Genomic DNA, 22,795 nt, shown 5'->3' on the forward strand with positions numbered 1-22,795 from the left:
GCCGCATGCTAGCGATACCACTGGGCCTGCTTATTGAACATCTCGGCATAATGGGCTCCCTGTCCGATTAATTCCTCATGTTTTCCCTCTTCAACGATTCTCCCTTCCTTGAGGACGAGAATGCGGTCCGCATGTCTGCAGCTTCCCAATCGGTGCGATATGAAGATGGCGGTTTTGCCTTCGGTCATGTACATCAGGCTCTCGAATATCGCGGATTCCGTAAGCGGGTCTACGGCCGCCGTCGGCTCGTCCAGATAGATCACTTCGAATTCCCGATAGAACGCCCGGGCGATCGCGACCTTCTGCCATTGGCCCTGAGACAGTTCGCGCCCGCCGGAGAAGCGCGTACCCAGCTGGGTTGCTACTCCGTCCGGCAGCGAATCTACTAGCGGGGTCATCGCGGCCTTCTCCATGGCATGATTCAATCGGCGATGGGCTTGCCGGTCGTCCGGATCATGCTCACGCAGCGCAATGTTAGCCTCAAGGGTCCATTCATATCGATAAAAATCCTGGAACACCGCCGTTACTTTGCTGCGGAAGCTGACGGTATCATAATCCTGGATCGGGATGCCGCCATAGCGCACAACGCCATGCGTCGGTTCATACAAGCCTAGCATGATTTTTACGAGCGTGCTCTTCCCCGCACCGTTCTCCCCGACAATGGCAACCTTTTCTCCGGGCTTGATACGAATCGTCAAATCGTCAAGCACAGGCTTATCTTGATTCGGATAGCAAAAGGTAACGCGATCGACTTCGATTCCTTCACGCAAAGGCGTGGTCATCGGCAGAGCTTTTTCCGGCTGCGGAACCGGCGTATCCAGAAATTCGAACAATTCGTGGATAAACAGACCGTCATGATAGATTTGCCCGATGTTCTGACTGATGTTCTGGATGGAATATCGCGTGTCCTGGACCGCTTGATAGAGGGCGACATAACTGCCGATGGTTAGTTTGAGGCGTGAGCCGAGCCAGACGAACACGGCTAAAATGCTAAAAGAACAAATCGTCACCGCCCCTTCCACGATCAGGCGATTCTTCATGTTTTTCCGCTCGACACCCAGCATTTCATACGTATTTTTGAAATAGATGCCCCGCCATTTGTTCAATAAATAATCTTTGGCATGAAACAGCCGGATTTCCTTGGCCGCTTCCTTCGTCTGCAGCAGTTGGTTCATGTAGGCCGCCATACGGGACGAAGCCGTCTGCTGATGAATGACCACGAAGCGGGAAGCCCCCTCTTTCTTCTGGATGATCAACAGCGGAACGATCAGAAGCAGCATAACGATAGGCAATATGTAATGAAAGCTGAACAAGAGCACGAGCAAACCCGTCAACGTGATGAGGTTCTGAATAATCGAGAACATGTAAAACACCATGTTAATTCCGCATATATTCAGATTGCGAAGAGCACGCTGCAGCTTGTCGTAGCTTTCCGGAGATTCAAAGAATACGAACGGAAGCTTGCTTAGCTTCTCCGACACTTGGAGATTAAACCAGTAGGATACATAAGCATTCATCTTTCGCTCGGTATACTTTTGAAGAGATGCCAGCACGAGGCCAATCAGAATGACCGCCATCTGGAGTAACAGCCAATACAATGCTTGGTATGGAGCTTGATCCCGAATCAACACGCCGGTAACGGCGTCTATGACTTGAGCCGTAATATAAATCTGGGCAACGGGCAAAAAGGCCTGCATTAAATAAATCATGGTCGATCTGGTGAACATCCGCGGAGAGACGCGGTACACCTGCTTCATAACCTCGAACATCAGGTTTGCATATTTCATGTTGTATAACCTTGAGCCTCCTTCGTCGCTAAGCCGATTTGTTTAGGGCTGAAGGTTTGCATGAGGCAGCTGGTTGATCATTTGTTCTAAATGATGCAAATAATTCGTGACGCTTTTGTTGATGACGAGCTGCTCCTCGGATAGGTAGAACGCCAACGGAAACCGGTTCACTTTAAACGAATCGATCATAGCCCGGTCTGCCCACACGACCTGCATATCGGTTAACTCATTGGCAACCGCCATTTCTGCGGCCTCATCCGCATCCTGGGCATATAGGAATAGCGTGACCGAAAGATCCGGATGCGAAGCCATAAACGCTTTGATGGCCCCGTACGTTTCTTTGCAGGCATTGCAATGGTTCATCGTGAACAATAGAATTTTGGGCTTGCCGTCGTACAAATTCACGGTATCACCGGCCATGCTCGTATAGGCTGCCCGAGGAATCTGCGTGCCAAGCTCGAGCCCTTCCTTCGGAACCGCAGGCATCTCGTGCCCGGTCACGACTGTCTGCGGCTTCAACTTCAACTCCCGAACCTGACGATACAGTTTGAACACGAAGAAAGCCAAGCTGAATATCAAGCCATACTGAATTACGAGCACGGTCGTAATCAAATTCATGGATTCGTTCCCTCCTTCGCCTGTAATGAATCAAGAGTATACGCATTCACCGCCACCAACGAAATAACGGCAATGCCGCCGGCCGACAGCATAGTAAGAACCGCTTCTTGGGCCGGCATGAGGAAGAGATTCACGGGTTCGGACAAAAGCCAAATTAGCGCATTCAATATACCTAAGCATGCAATCTTAACGACCGTATTCAAGCCGAGGGCCTCACTAGACCATGAGCCAAAGCAGCTGCATTGGATCTCCTGATTCTGCACCACCCTGGCTTGATAAACGGCGTATCCGAACCCTGCCAGCAAAGTAAAAATCGCGATCTGCGCAGCGGCTCTGCTCCAGGAAAACAATAAACCCGCCCCGGCTGCAATCTCAGCGGCGCAAATGAGAACAGGTACAATCCGTAAGCGGCCTGCAGGCATCTGCAACCGTTCGATCGTCGTCCTGAAATCCGCTAACGATAACAGTTTCGACACTCCCGAAAACACAAACACCAAGGTCAGAAACAAAAGGCAAAGCGCGCTCATGGACATGGTTCATTCTCCTTCCCGACAACCAGGGGGACCAAGCCCCCATTCGATGACTTTGATATCTTGCTTGGACTGCACCTTGCCGTTTTTCTTCGCTGTTCACCCGTTCACGATCATACTGCAATGGACCCAAAACCATATTCGACCCCTCACTCTTCAACCGTAATAGGAAGCCGCATGCCCTGCGTGAAATAGAAACAGCGGAACAAGAAGTTCCGCTGTGTATAAGTGATAGGTTCATGCGTTTACAAAAAATTAACAGCCGCAAGTATATCTCTCTTCGGAACCGTTGCCGCAGTCCCATACTTCAAGACGAACGCCGAATTTGTCGCGTCCGCATTGCTCCGTAGTGTTACAGGAAGTATGACGAAGAATGCACATTAATGCTCACCTCCTTTCAAGTCATGAAGTTCATCCATTTATATGAAAGGTGTTGCTATGCAAAAAGCTTTGGAGTGTGTTGAACGCTGGCTGCAGGGTTCTTCCAATTTTTTTATGCCGTGTCGTTTGTAAGCGGGTTCAATTTCTGAGGGGTGTAAGTGGTTTATGCTAACTAGCTGGCTTGCAGGATAATTTTAATATACTATATTTATCATTTCTTACAAGGATAATATCTTATAGTAAAATAATAGAATATTATCCCTAATTAAAGAAATTACATACACAAAAGGCCGCCCCATTTTGTTAATCGGGGCAGCCCATTGCTTACCAATTTAACTGATGATCGTAATGACCGGCGCCGAAATGGTAGGCTGTGTCGTGATGGCGGAGGCCGTATTCGTGAAGCTGGCAATTTCCAACAGTACCGGTATTCCCGCCGGAACATCCGTCGTATCGAGCACCAAGCTGGCGGTTGTCAAAGTCGATAACGCAAGCTGCTGCAGCATCCCGTTAATATACACATTAAAGTATTCAGTGCCTGTCAACGCGGGAAATGCCGTCACGGGTGCTTCGGCATCATCGATGAAACTCGTGGCCGGCATGGTAATCGAGTCTGCACCGATCATCGCTTCGTCGACCAGCGCAAAATAACGGGTTACGGTTGGCGTTACCGTCGTGGTGATCGTGCCGCCGGTTGCAACGGGAACCGATGCGACCGCGGTAATGATAGGTTTAATAACTGGCATGATCTTCACTCCTCTCTTGTCTTAGATAGAATAAATATGGCTGTGCCACATTATCATTAAATGATAGATTCTGAGATTTGGTTCTGACATTCTCCCACTATATAAAAAAACAAACAGTGAATGAATCCATGCTCAGGCCAATATATCACCGAAGAAAGGATAAATGTCCACTCGAGTCCTTCTCCAATGACATAAACTAAGTACAGACATTCATCCGGGGGGAGGGGGGATAAGACTGAAAACTCCCGTGATCAAGCGGAAACGATATCGAATTCTAAAAGCTGCAGAATATCGAAAACGAAGCAACTGCAAGAAGCGAAAATACAAACGAGTCGTGTCGGCAGGCAAACGAAAATGGAGATGCAACCCTAGATCCACTCATCGGACCACCCCCTCAGCTCTTCAGCATAGACGTCAAGTGGGACGCAGTCCAAAAAAATTCTTATCGACACTATTACCTCTATTCCCTCAAGTCGTTCCTGGGAACCCGGGCTTGGCGGGGCCAGCCGGGCTCCAAGGACCCCAGGGCATTCATGGCAACCCTGGCTCGGAGGGAGCAGCGGGCATTCCCGGACCGGTGGGACCCCAAGGCCCTCAGGGCGCTCTAGGCACTCCAGGTGTGGAGGGGCCGGCGGGCATTCCCGGACCGATGGGACTCCAAGGTCCTCAGGGCGCTCCAGGCAACCCTGGCATGGAGGGGCCGGCGGGCATTCCCGGACCGGTGGGACCCCAAGGTCCTCAAGGCGCTCCAGGCACTCCAGGTATGGAGGGACCGGTGGGCATTCCCGGACCGATGGGACCCCAAGGTCCTCAAGGCGTTCCAGGCACTCCAGGTATGGAGGGACCGGCGGGCATTCCCGGACCGGTGGGACCCCAAGGTCCTCAAGGCGCTCCAGGCACTCCAGGTATGGAGGGACCGGCGGGCATTCCCGGACCGATGGGACCCCAAGGTCCTCAAGGCGTTCCAGGCACTCCAGGTATGGAGGGGCCGGCTGGAATCCAGGGGCCCACGGGGCCGCAAGGCCCTCAAGGAATCCCCGGAAGCGTCATCGTGCCGGAGATTAACGTGCTGCCGACCACGCTTCGCTATTTTTACGTATTGATGTCCCAGGTTAGTCTGGATGATCCCTTCGTCATATCTGCCGGACAATTTACGGATGACGACGGTAACCAGGCATTTCAGAGCATTATGGTAGGTCCGAACAGCTCCTCGACCGTTTATATCAACGGCATGATTCAGGAAGGCCGTATCTACACCATCACTTCGGAGGCACTAACCTTATATTCTCCCGGCGATGTGCTTCTGGCCGGAACGCCCATCTTGCTGGAGGTGCTGTATCTCACCGTTCAGGTGGTAGCTTGAACGGTGAGCAAAATACCCCGCTGCGGCGGGCAGCAAGGTTCGCGCAAAAAGACATCTGCCGCAAGGAAGATGTCTTTTTTCTCTGCTTCTTAACATGTTACCGAAATAAACGGTCCCCTCTCTTTCATCTTATCGAATTCGACTATTCGGCCCGGCTATCGATGACTTCATAATCGAACCAGTCGAACAGCGCAGGGGTTGTTCCATTGTCGCCGAATGCATACATAGCAATCATTAACCCTGTAAATCCGCCGGCTACTTCCGTCGCAAGCAGATGGGTTTCACCTGATCCCATATTCAGGACCTCTGATGAACTTTGTCCCATGGAGAATCGGAAATGCTCGGGCATTGCTTCGATTCGTAACACGACAGGCCCCTACGGACATCGACTGGTTTGTTCTACGCTAAGCGACCCCACGGTACGTCTGAATACGATCGTTTTTTCCCCGTTTATAAGCTTTACGGCCAGATCATAATGATACCTTTCATTCATAAATACGGTTAATCCCGCTTCTTCCCCCTCGTTTGCAGGCTCAAAGTCCAGAGCAGCGGATATATTGCAAGAAAAGTGCCTTAATCGTCGCCCGCACGTCCTTCAATAAGCATTTTCCATCGGATAATTGTCTTCTTACGCCCATTCATGAAACCAATCCTCTTCTGTCGGCGTACTAAAAGAAAGCACTCACGCTGGTAAACGATCGTATATTTCCTAGTACTGCTATCCAAATCAGCATCAGGTGAAAGGTGTTTTTATTCCTAAACGCTATTGAAAAATTATTTGAAAGAAGGACGATCATATGATTATGACAACAACATCTACCATTGAAGGTTACCCGGTTAAAAGGTATATCGGCATTGTGAACGGCGAAGTCATTATGGGCGCTAATGTAGTGAGGGACTTTATGGCCTCCATTACCGATTTTGTTGGTGGGCGCTCGGGAGCCTACGAGAACAAACTGCAGGAAGCAAGGGATGTAGCGTTTGCCGAGATGAAAGACAAGGCTGAGCGAATGGGGGCCAACGCTATCGTAGCGGTGGACATCGACTATGAGGTCATTCGTGAGGGAATGCTGATGGTGGCCGTCAGCGGTACAGCTGTGGTGGTATAACCTGTACAGTGACGAACGACGCCAATCAGCCAGTTATCGGCTTATGGCAGTTTGATGAAGCCACGACCAGTCAGAGCGATTACGGTCTGACTGGCGCTGTTTTCTCCATCAACCATTGGCATGAAACCGACCCGTCCATTTCCATCTGAGTAAATCTCCATTTTCAACCGCCTGTGCGGATTTAGTTTTTCGGCTGTGCCTCAAACCACTTCAGGAAAGCATCAGCAATCACCGCTCCTGCTTGGCCATTCGGATGCGGATCATCGGAAGAGCTCATATACTTCGGCTCGATCCGATGTTCCTCCGGAGCAGGGCAGGACAGAATATCTGCGATATCGAACACGGCGTCCACGCCTTCCGGAGGGCGGGTGCGAATCGCTTCGTTGACGGTACGCCATAGCGCTTCCCTGTCTCCCATAAAATTGAACGGGGGTACTGTAAAGAGAATGATTCGAGCTTTTGTTCCATCTCCCCTCTGTTTCAAACGCTTTACAATCGCTGATAAATCATCCAGCAGTTCCCGGGAGCTTCTCGCTCCGATATCGATATCGTTTACCCCAAGCGCTATAACAACAATATCTCCTTCGGCTGCCTTCGCTAGCCACGGACCGTCTGCCGAGGCATCATATGCCCTTGCCCAGCCGGAACCGATATTCCATACGCTGTAGTCCTGCCCGAGGCCATCCGCAATGCGGGACACCCAGTACTGGTAGCCGTCTTTCGCGGTTCTTACGCCTTGTGTAATAGAGTCCCCTAGGAAGATCATCCGCTGCTTGACCGATCTGGCATACCCGGCAAATGCAGGCATGACCAAGCGGCTCGCTGCCGGGACGAACGCTGCTCCAAACTCGTCATCCGCCTTATTCCCTTCAGCTTCATAAGCCGTTACAAGCAGCCCCTCCGTATTGTATGGCACCGTTTTACCTGATGAAAGCGTCGTTATCGTCCACGTGAACGCCAAATCATGTCCCTTGGGCAGTTCGATCTGCAACGGATCGCTCCAAAACGTCTCGCCGGGAGCTACCGTTTTACCCGGATTCCCGTCAAACATAACCTGCACGCTTGTCCCAGGCACAACCTGCCCATCCCGACCGATGCCGCCATCGGCAGCATAAGCCGCTTCAATCCGCCACGCTCCCCCTGGCATACTCCCTTTGGCCACCGAGCCCACATCCCACGTGGAATCTACCGAGTTGCTGTGCCAGAATCTCAGCTCAAGCTGCCCGGACTCTCTCGGTTTGATATAGGTACGATAGGTGCGCGTCATTACATTGTCTTGCTCCATAATATAATTGGTTGCCGTTGATACGACCGATAAAGATGCGTATGTTCCTCTCACAATATCTCACCTTCATTTTTATGATGGTATGTATTTGCCGGAATCATCTTGGCGTCTTTCTTTCCCGCTGTGTTCCTGCGTTGCCTGTTCTCCTCCATTGACTTGATCATCATAAACACCAGCTGAGTTATCTGGCCTAATGCTCATTGTAGTTCAATCCGGCGGTGTTGTGTTTATTTTTTACGCATGATGATGAAAACCGCTTGAACCATTGGAAACCGAAAAAAAAAGACCGCCGCAGCGATCTCTTCTTTAACACTTGCATCGGTTAGTCTAAACGACTACGCCCTTTTTAAGGATAACATTGGCATACAGCGCTTGTTCGCCCGTCGACACGATGGCATACGCATTCTTGGCGCGTTCATAGAACGAGAAACGCTCCATCTCGTCGAAATCAACGGGAACGGCGTGAAACTGCTGCACGATCTTGCGATAATCCTCCCAGATCGGCGTTTCCACGGTATCTCCGGGGGTGACGGCCATCAGCGCTACCGGGGATTCGACGTACGTATCCAGCGGAAATAACGGCAATATGGCGTTTAATAACGCAGGGATTCCGTGTCCGTCTGCCCGGACCAACCGCCGGGCGTGACTGGCTGCAGGGAAATTGGCGTCGCCGAGAACGATTTCATCCGCGTGCCCCATCTCCATAAGTATTTTCAGCAGCTCAGGCGAGAGCAAATGAGATATGCCTTTTAGCATGGAACGACATCCTTCTTTATCAGATTTTGAAGCAAGTTGAGAATCTTAACAGGGAGCTGTCAGTCCCTGAACGCTCTCATGATCACGGCTGTCCCTGCTGCTGTCCGATCAAGGACTTGTAACGCAGGAACGCCGCCTCCCAATCCTCACTGGATTCGGGTTCATACCAGGCCAGCGGAAAAGACCGCTTCACGAGCTCGACTCCCTCTTCCCTGCTGCGCAGCGTGCCATTGGCCACAAATTGAACCAGCATGTTCCCGATGGCGCTGGCTTCGACCGGACCGGCCCACACCGTACGGCCCATGGCATTCGCCGTATATCGGCATAACAGCTCGTTTTGAATGCCGCCGCCAACCATATGAAGCCCATCGTACGCTTGCCCTGTCAGGACTTCCATCCGTTCAAGCACTTCCCGGTATCTTAGGGCCAGGCTTTGCAGTATGCACTGGACATACTCACCGGCGCTTTGCGGAACGGGCTGCCCGGTCTCCAGGCAATAATCCCGAATTTCAGCCGTCATATCGGCCGGATTCATGAAGCGCAGATCATCGGGATGGATGAGGCTGCGGAAAGGCTCCGCGTCCTCCGCGAGCTCAACCAGCTCTGCATAAGAATACTTCAGTCCCTCATTTTCCCACTGCCGCTTGCACTCCTGAAGAATCCAGAGGCCCATGATATTCTTCAGCAATTGAAAGGATTGATAAGCCCCACCCTCATTGGAGAAGTCTTCTTCCAGCACGTCCGGGTGAACGAGCGGGTCCGGCAGCTCGGTTCCGAGAAGCGACCAGGTCCCGCATACGAGATAAGCAAACCTGGCGGCGTTCGCCGGAACGGCCACCACGGCGGATTCCGTATCGTGCGACGCCACGGCAATCGCTTCGATCGCCGGAACGCCAAGCTCTTGCGCCACGGCATCCTGCAACCTGCCAATCACGCTTCCCGGCTGTACGGGTTCAAGGAACAAGGACGAGGGAAGTCCCAGCTCATCCATTAACCGTTCATTCCACTTGCCTTCCGTAACATGATACAGCTGGGTCGTGGTTGCCATGGTGAACTCGCATGCTTGAACCCCTGTAAGAAAATAATTCAGAAGATCCGGCGTGAGCAGGAACTTGTCCGCGATATCCAGCATCGGCGACTTCGCCTTAAGCATCGCATTCAATTGGAAGATGGTGTTGAACGGCATGAATTGCAGGCCGCTTTCTTGAAACAGCCGCTCTCTGCCAACCTGCTTGCAGGTTTCCTCCACCATGCCTTCCGTCCGGAGGTCCCGATAATGATAAGGCACTCCGATGAGCTCCCCGTTTCGGTCAATCAGTCCATAATCGACGCCCCACGAATCGATGCCATAGCTGACCGGGCGATAACCGTCCTGAAACGCTTTACGGATGCCATGCTTGACCTCCTGGAGCAGCATCGGGAAGTTCCAGTGCAGATGATCTCCCATCTGAACAGGGGTATTGGCAAAACGATGAATCTCCGTAATCTTCAGTATACCGGGGGAGTCATGATCAGAAGCGGTGATTTCGCCCAGCAGCGCCCGGCCGCTGCTGGCCCCCAAGTCAAACGCAAGCACCGCAGATGAATTGCTCATACGCCGCATCCTTTCTCACCTTAAGTACGATACCGATTCAAATTTCAACGACCCGAGATCCGAGCCTTAACTCGACATTTATTTCATCTTCTGCAGAAGCTGGATTCGATAATCCTCGCTCTCCAGTGCAGCAATATCGTCTACTTCCTGATCCGTCAGCGGCACCGGCGTGCCGGCCGCCTTGGCGCTCAGATAAATTTTGGCGCTCTCTTCAACCACTTGGGTCCGGTAATACGCTTCGCGCAGATTCCGGCCGGTTGTGACCAGTCCATGATTACCCAGCAGTATGGAGCTGGCCGTGGTCACTTTCTCCGCGACGGCATCTGCCAACAAATCCGTCGTTGGTATGATGTACGGGATATAAGCCGTACGGCCAACCAATGCCGCTTGATCGGGGAACATCACCGGCAGCTCCTGTTCCACCAGCGTAAAGGCAATGCAATGGGACGGATGCGTATGCACCATGGCCCCGATGTCAGGGTTGCTGCGGTATCCGTACAGGTGCATCAGCACTTCGGAGGAAGGCCGCAGACCCATATCGGTAATATCACCCGTCGGGATATCCACTTCGATCCATTGCTCCGGCTCGATTTCCTCCAGCGCGAAGCCGCTCGGGGACAAATACATTTTGTCCCCTGCCCTGGCGCTGATGTTCCCTCCAGGCCCTACAACGAGTCCGCTGTCGACGATTTTTTTGGCATATTTGCAGAGCTCGTTTCTCGTTTCTACATTCAGCATGATTCGCTCTCCTCTCGAATGACCTTATTTATATAGAGGACCGAAGTTCTGGCAAGCGCGGAAATCGGCGCTTTCCGGATCGGACGTTCCAAACATGCCCCAGGCACGCGGACGGAACACCTCATTAGCGGGCACATTATGCATGTTGACCGGAATTCGCAGCACCGAAGCCAGGGTGATAAGATCTGCTCCGATATGTCCGTAACTGATCACGCCGTGATTGGCGCCCCACTGGTTCATGACCTCATAAACGCTGGAGAAGGCTCCCTCTCCCGTGAGGTTCGGTACGAACCAAGTCGTTGGCCATGTCGGGTCTGTACGCTTATCGAGCGTATCGTGCACCTCCGACGGCAGATCCACGGAATAGCCTTCGGCGATTTGCAGGACGGGACCCAGTCCTTTCACCAGGTTAAGGCGGAACATCGTCATCGGCATGCCGCCGCGCGTCAGGTAGTCGGTCGAGTAGCCGCCGCCCCGGAAATACTCCAGGTTAGCCGGTCTCCACTGCGTGGCCTTGAGCGTGCGGTCAACCTCTTCATCCGTAATATCCCAGAACGGCTTCATTGCCGGTTTGCCGTCAAGCTCCTGCTCGCCCGTTCCGTCCAGTGCAGCCGAACCGGAATTGATCAAATGCAGGATGCCGTTCTCCGCCTTGCCTTCAAGCTTATAGCCGGTAACCCGTTCTACCGAAGCCGGACTCCAGTACGTCCGCACATCCGCGAAAATCTGTGCCGTATTGGTTAACAGGTATCCGAACAGCATGCCGACTCCGTTCAGGCTGTCATTCTCCGTTGCCACGATATAGGGCGAACGTCTGCCGTTCCAATCGAAGGAGGAATTGAGGATGGTCTCCAGAAAGTCTCCGTTCGGGGAGTGATCCGTCCATTGGCGCTGCCCCTGGAAGCCGGAAGCGATCGCGCTGTGGCCTTGGGCTTCCTCTTCGAAACCAAGCTCCTTCAATCGCGGATTGCCGATCATCAAATCACGGGTGATCAGCGTCATTTTGACGACGGTTTCCCATTCGAGGTCCTTGCGCTCCCGGCTGTTCTGCAGATGATCCGGATTGTTATCCGGTCCTTCCGCACAGTTCTCCTTCACCCAAGCAAGCGCCTTCTCATACTCTTCAGGATCATAGATTCCTTCTTCCAAACGGCGCGTAAACTCGCTCATATCCACATATTCGTTCCGCATGCCCAGATATTCCTGGAAGAAGCTGTCGTCCACGATCGAGCCGGCGATGCCCATCGACACGGAGCCCATGGACAAGTACGATTGTCCGCGCATATAGGCCGCAGCCAGCCCGCTCCGCGCAAAGCGCAGGAGTTTCTCTTGAACGTCATCCGGAATGCGGGTATCCCCTTCATCCTGAACGTCTTCGCCATAGATGCCGAATGCGGGAAGTCCCTTCTGCGCATGGGCCGACAAGACGGCTGCCAAATACACCGCGCCCGGACGCCCTGTTCCGTTGAAGCCCCATACCGCCTTCGGACGCGAAGGATCCGCATCCATCGTTTCCGTTCCGTAACACCAGCAAGGCGTAACGGTTATCGTCAGGCCGACCTCGGCATTTTTGAACTTCTTGGCCGCTGCGGTCGCTTCGGCAACGCCGCCGATGCAAGTATCCGCAATCACGCATTCAACCGGCTCGCCATTCGGATATTTAAGCTCTTTCGTCAGCATCTCGGCGACGGCCTTGGCTAGATTCATCGTCTGTTCCTCAAGGGATTCCCTTACCCCTCTCCGTCTGCCATCTATCGTAGGGCGAATGCCGATTTTCGGAAATCCGTCCCGCCATCTGTAATCGTTTTCAATTGTCATGTATGTCACGCCTCCCTATAAGGATTATGACATCATTGTAAGTTGATTCGGGCTCAAGGATAACCCACTATGTTGTTATATCGGTCCCCAATTTCAGCAAGACAGTGTACCTATGCGTAAGCGGGTTGCAAACGATTTCGGCATCGAGGAGCAATATGCATTATAATAGGAAAAGGATGCTGCTTTCAGGAGGGACGAGACCGTGCCAAAAATCGAAATCTCGCATAGTAAAAGCGATCACTTCCGCTTCATCAAAAATCCGCAGCTGCTCTTTGCCGGCCAGGTCGTGGACGAGGACTTCTTTTATGGCCCGCCCCAAATCCACGATTTCTGCGAGATCATCTATGTGGTTGAAGGTCGCGGAGAATTCACCATAGCAGGTAAAGTATATGAGCTTCACAAAGGCGATGTCGCCATCTATAACCCCGGCATTCCCCATGAGGAGAAATCCATCACGGACGGTCCTTTCAAGGTAATCTATTGCGGCGTGGATTCGCTTCACATTGAAGGGGTGCCTCAGGGGATGCTGCTGCCGGCCTATGTCGAGCCGGTCATATCCTGCGAGAAATACGCTTATAAAGTGGAGAGCTATCTTTCCGAGATCCTCCGCGAATGCGATTCGCAGGTACTGGGATATGAAACGCTGAGCACGAACCTGCTGATGTCATTGATTACCGTGATTTATCGCATCGTGGACGTTAAACACCAATTCCAATCCTTGAAGGGCAAGAATGAAATCGCGCTGCGGACCAAGCACTTTATCGACGCCAACTACACCCAGAGCATCAGCCTCAAGGACATTGCCGATACGATGTATGTCAGCCAGCATTATTTATCCCATCTGTTCAAAAAAGAAGTCGGCGATTCCCCCTTCAATTACTTGATATCCCGCCGGATTGAAGAGGCCAAGCGCCTGCTGGCGGATTCCGAAATGCCGGTGCATGAGGTTGCTTCCCAAGTCGGCTACGGCAACGACAAGTATTTCTCGATGTTATTCAAGAAAATTACCGGTCAAACGCCAAGCTCGTTCCGTGAACAGAGCAAAATGGCCGTGGAGTGAAGGAATTTTCGTTTGTTTTCCTTTCAATAAAGCAGGCAGCCGCAATGGTACGGCTGCCTGCTTTATATATATTACTGTCATATGTCCTTCTATATCGTCAAAAGTATGGAGCATGCTTGATTTTGACGGGGCCGACCGTTTCGATCCTGCTCTGGCATCCGAGACGGTACCCCTCTTCGATTTCTTCCGGATCCAGGCGCCGTTCTTCGGCCAGATTGGGTTCGGACAGATACTCGATTCCCTCCACCACCATGCAGCGGCAGCGCGCACATGTCCCTCTTTTGCAAAAAGAGTTCCAATCCACCTCATTCCGCTCGGCCAAGTCAAGCACCGTCATGCCCAGAACAGGGGCCACGCTGCGCTGAACCTCGCGGCCCGTAAGCTCGATGATCCGGTCCGGCACGGCTTCCATTCTCTCTTCCGCTGCCGGGAGCGACGTTTTTTCTCCGCTGTTCCCGCCCTTTTTGTTTTTCCAGAATTTAAACACGCCTTTATCCCCCTATGCATGTAATCATCAGGTTATGTATGAATTCCTTCAATTATTATACTGGAAAGTTTAAAAAATCAACATGCTTACTCTTATCGATTCTATGACATCATGCAATTGGAACTCTATGAAAATTTTGCTATACTAGCGTATGCTAGAGCAAATCCCATATTCTATGAGAATCATTCTATTATTTTATTGGGTTGGAGGGAAAACAATAGCATGCTGCATAAACCAATAGGAAAAACAGCCGTCGCTGCCGTTCTTGCCTTATCTCTGCTCGGAACCGCTCCCCATATCGGCCAGGTACAGGCTGCGCCTGCCATTTCGGTAAAGCTGGATGACGTTGCGCTTACATTCGATGCAGCTCCCAGGATAGACAAAGGGGTCACTTACGTGCCGTTCCGGACGGTCGGTGAAGCGCTGGGCATTCAAATCACGTGGAACAGCAAAACGCAAACGGTGAAGGCCATTGGCGAGGTGAAAGGTCAAACGACGGAAGTGCTGCTTCAAGTCGGAAGCACGAGCGCAACCGTCAACGGTAAAAAAGTGAAGCTGGCCGCTCCCCCTGTCCAGCGGGAAGGCCGCGTTCTGATTCCGCTCAGCTCGTTCAGCAGCCAATTCGGCGTCAATGTCGGCTGGAATCAGGCGACTCGCACGGTCTCCCTCGTGTCGCCTCAGCGCGAAATGCATCTAAGAGCCTTTTACGCTTTGCAATCTTTCCAAGAGCGGGATCTCGTAGCATCCATGAATTCAGTCGCCTTCGGCTGGAGCCGCATTGATCGGGAAGGTCAGTTTACGCTTCAAGGCGACGAGTATCGTCTGCCTGCGGCGGCCGGCGACGTGACTCCGCAATCGATTGTTGCGGATGCAGCGGATCAGGAGATTAAACCGTACCTTATGGTTTACGCTTTGGACGGAAACGGCGAATTAACCAAAGTCCTCAGCGACAGCAGCCTTCGCCAAAAGTCCATTGAGGGCATCACGACCGCGGTGGCGGATAACGGATTCGGCGGCGTGGTGCTTGATTTCGAAGGGCTCGGTTTTAAACTGGATGCCGCGAAGCAGCAGAAGCTGCTTAATGATTACGTCAAGCAATTGAAAGCGGCATTGCCGAGCGACATTGCTCTGTCCTTAGCCGTTCCGCCATTGAACAGCGCCTATAAAGGCTATGATTACAAGACGCTGGCCTCCCTTGCCGATGATCTCATCGTCATGGCGTATCAGTACAATCCGGTTGGCACCAAAGCCCAGGTTCCTGAACCCAACAGTCTGGTGGACCAAGCCATTCAGCAGGCACTTCAGGCAGGCGTTCCTAAGCAGAAGCTCCTGCTCGGCATCAGCTTAAGCAGCGAAACCGCCACATCCGTCGACGATAAGCTCGGCTTGGCCAAGCGCTATGATCTGAAAGGTGCCGCCTTCTGGCGTCTGGGCTTGTTCCGTTCCTATAATAATGGCATGGAAGCCGCCGTGAATGCCTCTGTCGTAAAAGAATAATCTAGTGAATCCTTTCGCAGAATCCCAAATTATAATCTTCTATAAAAAAGAAAGCCTGACAAGATCATCTCTTGTCAGGCTTTCCGGTTATGTATCGAACTCTAAACTGCTTATTCCAATTAGCTCGCGCTTCCTACCAGTTTAGCATAGTTCTCTTGACTCAATACACGGCGCGCCGTTACATAACGCGGTTCGTAATAGGAGTCGCTAAGCTTGCTGATTCTTACGCCCTTGCTGCTGGAAGCATGCGCAAATTGTCCATCTCCAATGTAAACGCCCGCATGGGAAATGCCGCTTCCGCTTGTATTGAAGAATACCAAATCTCCGACTCTCAGGTCCTCGCGATCCACATGAACCCCGGCTTTAGCCTGACTCTGGGATGTGCGCGGAAGATCCATGTCGAAATTTCTAAACATATACAGAATAAATCCGGAGCAATCAAATCCGCTTGTCGTTGTTCCGCCCCATTTATAAGGCGTTCCTACCAATTGCTTCACTTGATGCTGAAAATTCGGTTGTTGATCAGCATAAGCTGATACGGCACCTGAAGAAAAAATAATTGCAGACCCAAGCAATGTGATGACAAATTTCTTCAAAATATGTTCTCTCCTTCGATGCCTACGGAGTTAGCTAAGGGTTCGGTTGAAGGTTCCCTATACTCTCTATGGTACAAGAATAATTCACCCAAGACGGTTCCCCCGTTTTCACAAACGAAATTCGGCAAAATTCATTAACATTTTGTAACCTTCTCTTAATATAGTATACAAGCAAGGATGCTGTCAATAATATCCTAGAAATCTATCACTATATGTTAATCAATGTCGTATAGGCTGAAAATTTTCATGTTTTTTCATTATGCCATCTCGTATACTCATGACAATTATGTAACACTCCATCGAACCTCCGGCGACGTTTTGTTAACGGGCATGCAACTTTTTTGCAGTTCGGAACGTTTACATATTCAGACAAGAAATCAAAGAGGTGATCCTTCGCTTATGAGTCAAATCACGATGGCTGAAGCTTTAGCAGTCCGGGCAGCAATCAACCGTCTCATGAATCAATTGATGTCGGAACGCTTGAACAACAGCAGCACGATCATTGAAAAAGGGGAAACGGCGGAGTATCCTGCTCGCAGCGTGGATGCCATTACGGAAGAGATCGAAGCCGCCGCAGCGGATTACAGAAAGCTGGATCTGCTGATGGCAATCTCCAACACGACGCAGACCATTAGTTGGAACGGCTCCGACATGACCATCATGGAGGCGATCGAGCTCGCCAAACAAATGCGCAGCGATATCGGACAGCTTGCCCATCTCGGCTCCCGCAAGAAACTGGAGCGCCAGAGCGGACGGGGAAGCGGAGATGGCGCCGTAACGCTGTTTAACGTGGCCCTATACGATCCGGAAGCTTATCAGGCGCAGGCGCGCAAGAAGGAACGCGAAGTGACCAGGCTCTCCTCACTGATCGAGCATGCCAACCATACGAGCATGATTACGTTCGACGCATCAAAATACATGGAGTAGCGGAAGCCGCCGGCTCCAAGCCTGCAGGCCGCCTCGCGTGCGGGTTTGGAGCCGGCGGCTTCCGTCGGCGGGCGGGAAAGTGCGGGCAACCGCTTATTGTTTGTCGGATACAAACAAACCTAATAGGAAACCAAAAACTCGACTCCAGTGAAAACGGATGACGGCTTACGGTTTACGCCTATCACCTGTCACAAGTTACGGACTTCGCTTACGCAAATATGATCGCTCCGTTTCCCGCTCTCTTCATGAATAATCAGAAAGCCGCCCTTGAGGGCGGCTTTTGTTGCCTTTTCTTTACGAATGTATTATTGGAACAAGGCTGCGGCTCCCACCAGGCCAACATCGTCCCGCAGTCCCGCAGGAACGATCTCGTAGGTTCCTAAATAAGACGGCATAACCAGCTTATCCGTCATTTCCCGAAGCTGCGGGAAAAGGAGCTCGCCTGCCCTGCTCACACCCCCGCCAACCACGATGCGATCGGGGTTGAAGCTGTGAATGACGTTAACCAGTCCAAGCGCCATGTAATAAACGGCACGATCGATGACCTCCACTGCGACGGGGTCATGAAGACGTTTAGCCTCGAATACATGCCTGGCATTCACGCCTCCATCGGCTGCGGCCAGTTCAGAAATAACGCTGGTCTGGGTAAGCATCCGCTGGGATGCTGCCAGGCCGATGGCCGTTCCTGAAGCAAACACCTCCCAGCAGCCATGGCTGCCGCAATTGCACTGCGGACCGCTGGGATCAATGATATGATGCCCAAGCTCCCCTGCAAAGGAATTGCTGCCCAGAAACAGCTTGCCATCCAGCACGATGCCTGAACCGATGCCTGTGCTGAGCGTCACGTAAACCATGTTCGTCGACCCTCGGCCGGCACCTCTTACATATTCGCCCCATGCGGCTGCATTGGCATCATTCAGCACTTGTACTTCCGTATTCAGATCTCGTTCCATCCAGGCTTTGAGAGGGACGTTGGTCCATTCCGGCAAATTCGTGCCGTGAATGACAATGCCCTCCCGGCTGTTAACCGTTCCCGGCGAAGCCATGCCTACGCCTCGAAGCGGGTGGCCGCCCGACACGCTGCGAATCATGTTCGTAATTCTCGCGACCACTTCCTCGGCCGTACGCGCTCCGGCTGTCTCCATTTGCTCCCGGTTCAGCAGCTGTCCTTCGGAATCAAAGAGCGCTGCCGCGATCTTCGTACCCCCAAGGTCAACGCCAACCACAAATTCTTGCTGTTCATTCAATTCGGTTTGCAATTTTTGTTCACCTGTTTCCGATAGGTTTGCTACTTCTATTGATGTAAGCTGTCAGCCAATGATCGCAGCTCAACCGGATCAATGGGCTTCAGCCCTGATCGGCCATACCGGACAGCGGAGCCGAAATGAACCTCGCTCACGCCGGTCTGGTCGATGAAATCGCGTATGATTTCCCACTTCAGGCCGTTTCCGGCCAATATCTTAAGCCCGCTGCCTGCGGCTTGTTCCACAAGCTCGCGAATCCTCGGGATCGCTTGCGGTGCCGGCTGCGGTCCTCCCGACGTCAAGACGCGGGTGACGGCCGGATATTTCTGCAACGTACGCAGCCCTTCGAATTGATCTTCCAATTCATCAAAAGCCCGGTGGAATGTCACCTGCATATCGCCCGTCCATTCCAGCATTTGGGCCAAGGCGGCCTCGTCGATCTTTCCTTCCGGAGTCAGCATGCCAAGGACCACGCCAGCCGCACCCGCCTTGCGGATCGCCTTTACCTCCGCAACCATGGTTGCTATATCCAGCGCGTTATACACAAAGGATCTGCTATGGGGCCTTACCATCACATGGACCGGAATCCGAACGGCTTTCACGACCTCTTCCACGAGACCGATGCCCGGCGTGAGCCCGCCTTCGGTGATCGCCGTGATCAATTCCAGACGGTCCGCGCCATTCTTCTCGGCTGTGATGGCATCGTCCACGCATGTTGCGATAATTTCAAGCAGCATGTTCTTCACTCCTTACTGTCGTTGGTTCGCTTATGCAGGGCGATACTGCTTCTCCACATAGTCCGCCAGCAACCTGGCTCCATAGCCGGTAGCCCCTGCCGCGGAGTGAGGGAATTCCCGTTTATACTGGACCGTGCCTGCCATATCGATATGCACCCATTTCATGGTCTCCGCCACAAAATGACGGATGAACAACGCAGCCGTGATCGCGCCTGCCAAAGTCGACGTGCCGACATTCCTCAGGTCGGCATAATCGCTTCTGAGCTCGGATTCATACTCGTCCATCAGCGGCATGGGCCATAGGCGCTCTCCGTTGCGCTCCCCGATCTCGACCAAATCGGCCGTTATCTCCTGATCGCCCCAAATGCCGGCGATCTCCAAGCCTAATGCCGCACCGACATTGCCGGTAAGGGTGGCGATATCGATCACCTTATCAGCGTTAAGATGGGCTGCGTGCAGCAGCGCGTCCGCAATGATCAATCTTCCTTCCCCGTCCGTATTCGCTACCTGAACGCTCAGTCCGTTCGGATAGTGAACGACGGAAGAAGGAAGCATCGCATCCGGTCCCGATAAATTATCCGCTACGGCGATCAATGCCGTAACCCGTACCGGAGCCTTCCGCGACACCAGGATATCCATGGCGCCCACGACGGCGGCTGCGCCGCCCATATCCATGCGGGCATCGCTGATGTCTCGGCCGATCTTAACGTTCATCCCGCCCATATCAAAGGTAACGCCTTTGCCGATAAGCACGATATGAGGGCTTTCCTTCCCGGATTCCGCTCCGTTATAGGAAATCTCGATCATCGCAGGCTCGTATTTGCTGCCGGCACCCACGGCGATCAGTCCGTTCATCTGCCGGTCATGAAGCTCTTGTCCGCGGTATACGTGAAGGTCTACGGGCGCTTTTTTGAAACGATCCTCAACGACCGCAACAAACGCCTCCGGATTTAACGTCTCAGGTGATTCATTCACCAAGTCTCGGGTGAGCTGCGTTCCTTCGATCCGGATTTCCGCCGTCCGGATGATGGCTTCCATATCTTCACGGGAAAGCCCCTCCCAGTCCTCTTGTCGAAGATGAAGGGACAGGGCCTGCAGATTGGCCGTAACCCCGCGATGCTTATTGAATTGATATAATCCGTACAGCCAGCCTTCCAACCACGCCTGGAGCTCTTCCTCCGCCGTAATCCCTGATGCTGCCCCGACATTGCTAGCTGCCGGGCGGATCAGCACGGCGCTTGATTTATTCTCCTTGAGCAGCGCTCTCGCGGCCGAAGCGCCCGTTCTTCGCACCTGCTCCGAAGTCAGGTTCGAACGTTGCCCCATTCCGGCAACGAGATCGTCCGACTCGTGCTCGGAACGTCCATAGAACCAGGTCAGCGTCTGGCTTTGCTTCCGGGATTCCGTTACGCGGTAATGAGACTCCTCTCCCTCATAAACCGCATAAATCGAAGCATCTGCCAGCTGAACTTCATCGATGGTGATGTTCATATCGAGCCCTTACCTCCTTTTATGAGAAAAATGCCTGTTACGCCTTCTTCATGATTTCTTCGTCATATAAATGGCACGCCACCTGATGTCCCGGCTCAATCTCACGGTATACAGGCGTAATCTGTTTGCATACTTCCATGCAGGAAGGACAGCGGGTATGGAATCGGCAGCCTGTCGGCGGATTGACCGGGCTCGGCAGATCCCCCTTCAGAATGATCCGTTCCTTCTTCTGCTTCGGATCCGGAACCGGCACCGACGACAGCAGCGCTTGAGTGTAAGGATGAAGCGGGCGATCGTACAGCGTATCCTTATCGGCCGTCTCCACGAGCGCGCCCAGATACATAACGCCGATCCGGTCGCTGATATGCTCAACCACGCTGAGATCATGGGAGATGAACAGATAGGTCAGGCCGTATTCTTCCTGAAGATCCTGCAGCAGGTTCAATACCTGGGATTGAATGGATACGTCAAGTGCCGATACAGGCTCGTCGGCTACAATCAGATTGGGACGCACGGACAAGGCTCGGGCAATGCCGATGCGCTGGCGCTGACCGCCGCTGAACTCATGGGCGAAGCGTTCGGCATGGAAGCTGTTCAAACCGACCGTTTCCAACAGCTCGCAAGCCAGTTTATCGCGCTCTTTGGAACTCAGCTTGGTATGAATCAGCAAGGGCTCCGCTACGAGTTCTTTGACTTTCATCCTTGGATTAAGGGAAGCGTACGGATCCTGGAAGACCATCTGCATGTCTTTGCGCAGCGGACGCATCTGGTTCTCGTTGTATCCGCTAATGTCGGTTCCGTTAAAAATCACTTCGCCGCTATTCGGCGTCAGCAGTCGGGTCACCAGCCGGCCGGTCGTCGATTTGCCGCAGCCGCTCTCGCCAACCAGGCTGAAGGTCTCGCCCTTTTGGATTGCGAAGGAGATGCCATCCACGGCACGGAGCTGCTTGGACGTACCAAAGAACCCTTTTTTTACCGTGAATGATTTCTGCAAGTTTTTTACTTCTAATAAAGGTGTTTCTTTCATGCGGTTTCTCCTCCCTTCGAGTGACCTTCCTGTGTCAGCCAGCAGCGGCTTTTGCGATGTTCTTCATTTACAACGGGGAGAAGCTCCGGCTCCCGGGAGAGGCACTGCTCCATGACAAACGGACACCGCGGAGCAAATTTGCAGCCTTGCGGCATGTTCCTCAGATCCGGCACATTCCCCGGAATGGATTCCAAGCGGCGCACCTTTTGTCTAAGCTTGGGCACCGAATTAATGAGTCCTTTGGTGTAGGGATGCTGCGGGTTCTCAAACAATTCCTCGACCGTCGCCTCTTCGACGACTCGGCCAGCGTACATGACAACCACACGGTCACACATTTCAGCCACAACGCCGAGGTCATGGGTAATGAGCAGCATGCCCATCTCCTGTTCCGTCTTGAGTCGATTCATCAGATCCAGGATTTGAGCCTGAATCGTAACGTCCAGGGCGGTTGTCGGCTCGTCCGCGATCAGCAGCTTCGGATTGCACGACATGGCCATCGCAATCATGACCCGCTGGCGCATGCCGCCGGACAATTGGTGCGGATAGTCATCCACGACCTCGTCCGCCCGCGGAATGCCGACGAGTTTGAGCGAATCGATGGCATGCTGCCGCGCTTTCTTGCGGCCGTATCCCAAGTGCAGCATAATCGCTTCCTCCAGCTGCTTCCCGATCCGAAGGACGGGATTCAGCGACGTCATCGGCTCCTGGAAGATCATGGCCAGCTCGTTTCCGCGATAGCGGCGCATTTCTTTTTCCGACATTTGCACGAGATCCTTGCCCTCAAAGCTTACCGAGCCCCCGGATATTCGGCCGGGCGTGTCTTTAAGAAGCCTCATGATGGACAGGGAGGTCACGCTTTTGCCGCATCCGGATTCACCCACGAGCCCGAGCACTTCGCCTTTATTGATGTGAAAATCCACTCCTGCTACGGCAAGCACCGATGAGCCATCGCGTTTGAATTCGGTTTTGAGACCTTTAACTTCAAGCAATGTTTGCGTCACGAT

At 52.7% G+C, this 22,795-nt stretch carries 22 protein-coding genes, 1 pseudogene and 1 riboswitch; of the genes and pseudogenes, 6 read left to right on the forward strand and 17 right to left on the reverse strand.

From position 1 onward, the window contains the following. Positions 1-8 precede the first annotated feature (8 nt). From RB297_RS08085 to RB297_RS08100, 4 genes are all read right to left on the reverse strand, one after another. A complete protein-coding gene (locus tag RB297_RS08085; RefSeq protein ID WP_375120216.1) occupies positions 9-1,787 on the reverse strand; it encodes an ABC transporter ATP-binding protein in 1,779 nt (592 codons plus the stop codon). Positions 1,788-1,829: 42 nt separating this feature from the next. After that, positions 1,830-2,405: a hypothetical protein gene (locus tag RB297_RS08090; protein ID WP_375120217.1), complete on the reverse strand. Its 576-nt coding sequence runs from the start codon at positions 2,403-2,405 to the stop codon at positions 1,830-1,832. Further along, complete coding sequence (locus RB297_RS08095; protein ID WP_375120218.1) at positions 2,402-2,938, reverse strand: MauE/DoxX family redox-associated membrane protein; 537 nt, start codon at positions 2,936-2,938, stop codon at positions 2,402-2,404. The genes RB297_RS08090 and RB297_RS08095 overlap by 4 nt, the downstream gene beginning before the upstream one ends. A 710-nt stretch (positions 2,939-3,648) precedes the next feature. Beyond that, a complete protein-coding gene (locus RB297_RS08100; protein ID WP_096774349.1) occupies positions 3,649-4,062 on the reverse strand; it encodes a DUF4183 domain-containing protein in 414 nt (137 codons plus the stop codon). Between the two features lie 493 nt (positions 4,063-4,555). Between RB297_RS08100 and RB297_RS08105 the strand changes: the two genes are divergently transcribed. Beyond that, a complete protein-coding gene (locus RB297_RS08105; protein ID WP_375120219.1) occupies positions 4,556-5,425 on the forward strand; it encodes a DUF4183 domain-containing protein in 870 nt (289 codons plus the stop codon). Positions 5,426-5,567: 142 nt separating this feature from the next. On the opposite strand, the pseudogene RB297_RS08110 reads toward RB297_RS08105, so the two are convergent. Then, positions 5,568-6,002 (reverse strand): annotated as a pseudogene (locus tag RB297_RS08110) (beta-xylosidase family glycoside hydrolase); the annotation flags it as partial. A gap of 220 nt (positions 6,003-6,222) precedes the next feature. Between RB297_RS08110 and RB297_RS08115 the strand changes: the two are divergent. Further along, positions 6,223-6,534 carry a YbjQ family protein gene (locus RB297_RS08115; protein ID WP_053492862.1) on the forward strand — a complete coding sequence of 104 codons (312 nt, stop codon included), beginning with the start codon at positions 6,223-6,225 and terminating at the stop codon, positions 6,532-6,534. 8 nt (positions 6,535-6,542) lie between these two features. After that, positions 6,543-6,683, forward strand: a complete 141-nt coding sequence (locus RB297_RS08120; protein WP_375120220.1) for a hypothetical protein — start codon at positions 6,543-6,545, stop codon at positions 6,681-6,683. A 32-nt stretch (positions 6,684-6,715) separates the two neighbouring features. On the opposite strand, the gene RB297_RS08125 is transcribed toward RB297_RS08120, so the two are convergent. From RB297_RS08125 to RB297_RS08145, 5 genes are all read right to left on the reverse strand, one after another. Continuing rightward, positions 6,716-7,873 (reverse strand): SGNH/GDSL hydrolase family protein, encoded by a 1,158-nt coding sequence (locus RB297_RS08125; RefSeq protein ID WP_375120221.1) that lies wholly within the window; start codon positions 7,871-7,873, stop codon positions 6,716-6,718. Between the two features lie 273 nt (positions 7,874-8,146). Then, a complete protein-coding gene (gene fucU / locus RB297_RS08130; protein ID WP_096774351.1) occupies positions 8,147-8,575 on the reverse strand; it encodes an L-fucose mutarotase in 429 nt (142 codons plus the stop codon). An 82-nt stretch (positions 8,576-8,657) separates the two neighbouring features. Next, the gene (locus RB297_RS08135) at positions 8,658-10,169 is read right to left on the reverse strand and encodes a rhamnulokinase (protein WP_375120222.1); all 1,512 of its coding nucleotides are present in this window, start codon (positions 10,167-10,169) and stop codon (positions 8,658-8,660) included. Positions 10,170-10,247: 78 nt separating this feature from the next. Next, positions 10,248-10,907, reverse strand: a complete 660-nt coding sequence (locus RB297_RS08140; protein WP_036661352.1) for a class II aldolase/adducin family protein — start codon at positions 10,905-10,907, stop codon at positions 10,248-10,250. A 24-nt stretch (positions 10,908-10,931) separates the two neighbouring features. After that, positions 10,932-12,725 carry an L-fucose isomerase gene (locus RB297_RS08145; RefSeq protein ID WP_375120223.1) on the reverse strand — a complete coding sequence of 598 codons (1,794 nt, stop codon included), beginning with the start codon at positions 12,723-12,725 and terminating at the stop codon, positions 10,932-10,934. Positions 12,726-12,927: 202 nt separating this feature from the next. Between RB297_RS08145 and RB297_RS08150 the strand changes: the two genes are divergently transcribed. Beyond that, a complete protein-coding gene (locus RB297_RS08150; protein WP_096774353.1) occupies positions 12,928-13,785 on the forward strand; it encodes an AraC family transcriptional regulator in 858 nt (285 codons plus the stop codon). A gap of 97 nt (positions 13,786-13,882) precedes the next feature. Here the strand turns inward: RB297_RS08150 and RB297_RS08155 are convergent, their stop codons facing one another. Further along, positions 13,883-14,272, reverse strand: coding sequence for a 2Fe-2S iron-sulfur cluster-binding protein (locus RB297_RS08155; RefSeq protein WP_375120224.1), 390 nt, complete (start codon positions 14,270-14,272; stop codon positions 13,883-13,885). A gap of 222 nt (positions 14,273-14,494) precedes the next feature. Here RB297_RS08155 and RB297_RS08160 point away from each other — a divergent pair, with 222 nt between their 5' ends. Continuing rightward, positions 14,495-15,769: a stalk domain-containing protein gene (locus tag RB297_RS08160; RefSeq protein ID WP_375120225.1), complete on the forward strand. Its 1,275-nt coding sequence runs from the start codon at positions 14,495-14,497 to the stop codon at positions 15,767-15,769. A gap of 119 nt (positions 15,770-15,888) precedes the next feature. On the opposite strand, the gene RB297_RS08165 is transcribed toward RB297_RS08160, so the two are convergent. Next, the gene (locus RB297_RS08165) at positions 15,889-16,365 is read right to left on the reverse strand and encodes a C40 family peptidase (RefSeq protein WP_015736121.1); all 477 of its coding nucleotides are present in this window, start codon (positions 16,363-16,365) and stop codon (positions 15,889-15,891) included. A 3-nt stretch (positions 16,366-16,368) separates the two neighbouring features. Continuing rightward, positions 16,369-16,502, reverse strand: a riboswitch (cyclic di-AMP (ydaO/yuaA leader). 262 nt (positions 16,503-16,764) lie between these two features. Between RB297_RS08165 and RB297_RS08170 the strand changes: the two genes are divergently transcribed. Next, positions 16,765-17,292, forward strand: a complete 528-nt coding sequence (locus RB297_RS08170; RefSeq protein ID WP_015736122.1) for a hypothetical protein — start codon at positions 16,765-16,767, stop codon at positions 17,290-17,292. A 305-nt stretch (positions 17,293-17,597) separates the two neighbouring features. Here the strand turns inward: RB297_RS08170 and RB297_RS08175 are convergent, their stop codons facing one another. The 5 genes from RB297_RS08175 to RB297_RS08195 are packed head-to-tail and all read right to left on the reverse strand — an operon-like array spanning position 17,598 to position 22,792. Continuing rightward, positions 17,598-18,551: an ROK family protein gene (locus RB297_RS08175; protein ID WP_096774356.1), complete on the reverse strand. Its 954-nt coding sequence runs from the start codon at positions 18,549-18,551 to the stop codon at positions 17,598-17,600. A gap of 35 nt (positions 18,552-18,586) precedes the next feature. Further along, positions 18,587-19,273 carry a copper homeostasis protein CutC gene (locus RB297_RS08180; RefSeq protein WP_096774357.1) on the reverse strand — a complete coding sequence of 229 codons (687 nt, stop codon included), beginning with the start codon at positions 19,271-19,273 and terminating at the stop codon, positions 18,587-18,589. Positions 19,274-19,303: 30 nt separating this feature from the next. Beyond that, positions 19,304-20,764, reverse strand: a complete 1,461-nt coding sequence (locus RB297_RS08185; protein WP_192571388.1) for a leucyl aminopeptidase family protein — start codon at positions 20,762-20,764, stop codon at positions 19,304-19,306. Between the two features lie 37 nt (positions 20,765-20,801). Continuing rightward, the gene (locus RB297_RS08190; RefSeq protein ID WP_096774359.1) at positions 20,802-21,791 is read right to left on the reverse strand and encodes an ABC transporter ATP-binding protein; all 990 of its coding nucleotides are present in this window, start codon (positions 21,789-21,791) and stop codon (positions 20,802-20,804) included. After that, the gene (locus tag RB297_RS08195; RefSeq protein WP_015736127.1) at positions 21,788-22,792 is read right to left on the reverse strand and encodes an ABC transporter ATP-binding protein; all 1,005 of its coding nucleotides are present in this window, start codon (positions 22,790-22,792) and stop codon (positions 21,788-21,790) included. The genes RB297_RS08190 and RB297_RS08195 overlap by 4 nt, the downstream gene beginning before the upstream one ends. Positions 22,793-22,795: the final 3 nt, after the last annotated feature.

The sequence above is a fragment of the Paenibacillus sp. CR_12 genome (assembly GCF_041953985.1).
GTDB classification, from domain to species: Bacteria; Bacillota; Bacilli; order Paenibacillales; family Paenibacillaceae; genus Paenibacillus_AQ; species Paenibacillus_AQ lautus_A.

Excerpts from the sequence above, each read along its gene's own strand:
- RB297_RS08085 (WP_375120216.1), bottom strand. The coding sequence starts at position 1,787 with ATGAAATATGCAAACCTGATGTTCGAGGTTATGAAGCAGGTGTACCGC.
- RB297_RS08090 (WP_375120217.1), bottom strand. The coding sequence starts at position 2,405 with ATGAATTTGATTACGACCGTGCTCGTAATTCAGTATGGCTTGATATTC.
- RB297_RS08095 (WP_375120218.1), bottom strand. The coding sequence starts at position 2,938 with ATGTCCATGAGCGCGCTTTGCCTTTTGTTTCTGACCTTGGTGTTTGTG.
- RB297_RS08100 (WP_096774349.1), bottom strand. The coding sequence starts at position 4,062 with ATGCCAGTTATTAAACCTATCATTACCGCGGTCGCATCGGTTCCCGTT.
- RB297_RS08115 (WP_053492862.1), top strand. The coding sequence starts at position 6,223 with ATGATTATGACAACAACATCTACCATTGAAGGTTACCCGGTTAAAAGG.
- fucU (WP_096774351.1), bottom strand. The coding sequence starts at position 8,575 with ATGCTAAAAGGCATATCTCATTTGCTCTCGCCTGAGCTGCTGAAAATA.
- RB297_RS08135 (WP_375120222.1), bottom strand. The coding sequence starts at position 10,169 with ATGAGCAATTCATCTGCGGTGCTTGCGTTTGACTTGGGGGCCAGCAGC.
- RB297_RS08140 (WP_036661352.1), bottom strand. The coding sequence starts at position 10,907 with ATGCTGAATGTAGAAACGAGAAACGAGCTCTGCAAATATGCCAAAAAA.
- RB297_RS08145 (WP_375120223.1), bottom strand. The coding sequence starts at position 12,725 with ATGACAATTGAAAACGATTACAGATGGCGGGACGGATTTCCGAAAATC.
- RB297_RS08160 (WP_375120225.1), top strand. The coding sequence starts at position 14,495 with ATGCTGCATAAACCAATAGGAAAAACAGCCGTCGCTGCCGTTCTTGCC.
- RB297_RS08170 (WP_015736122.1), top strand. The coding sequence starts at position 16,765 with ATGAGTCAAATCACGATGGCTGAAGCTTTAGCAGTCCGGGCAGCAATC.
- RB297_RS08180 (WP_096774357.1), bottom strand. The coding sequence starts at position 19,273 with ATGCTGCTTGAAATTATCGCAACATGCGTGGACGATGCCATCACAGCC.
- RB297_RS08185 (WP_192571388.1), bottom strand. The coding sequence starts at position 20,764 with ATGAACATCACCATCGATGAAGTTCAGCTGGCAGATGCTTCGATTTAT.
- RB297_RS08190 (WP_096774359.1), bottom strand. The coding sequence starts at position 21,791 with ATGAAAGAAACACCTTTATTAGAAGTAAAAAACTTGCAGAAATCATTC.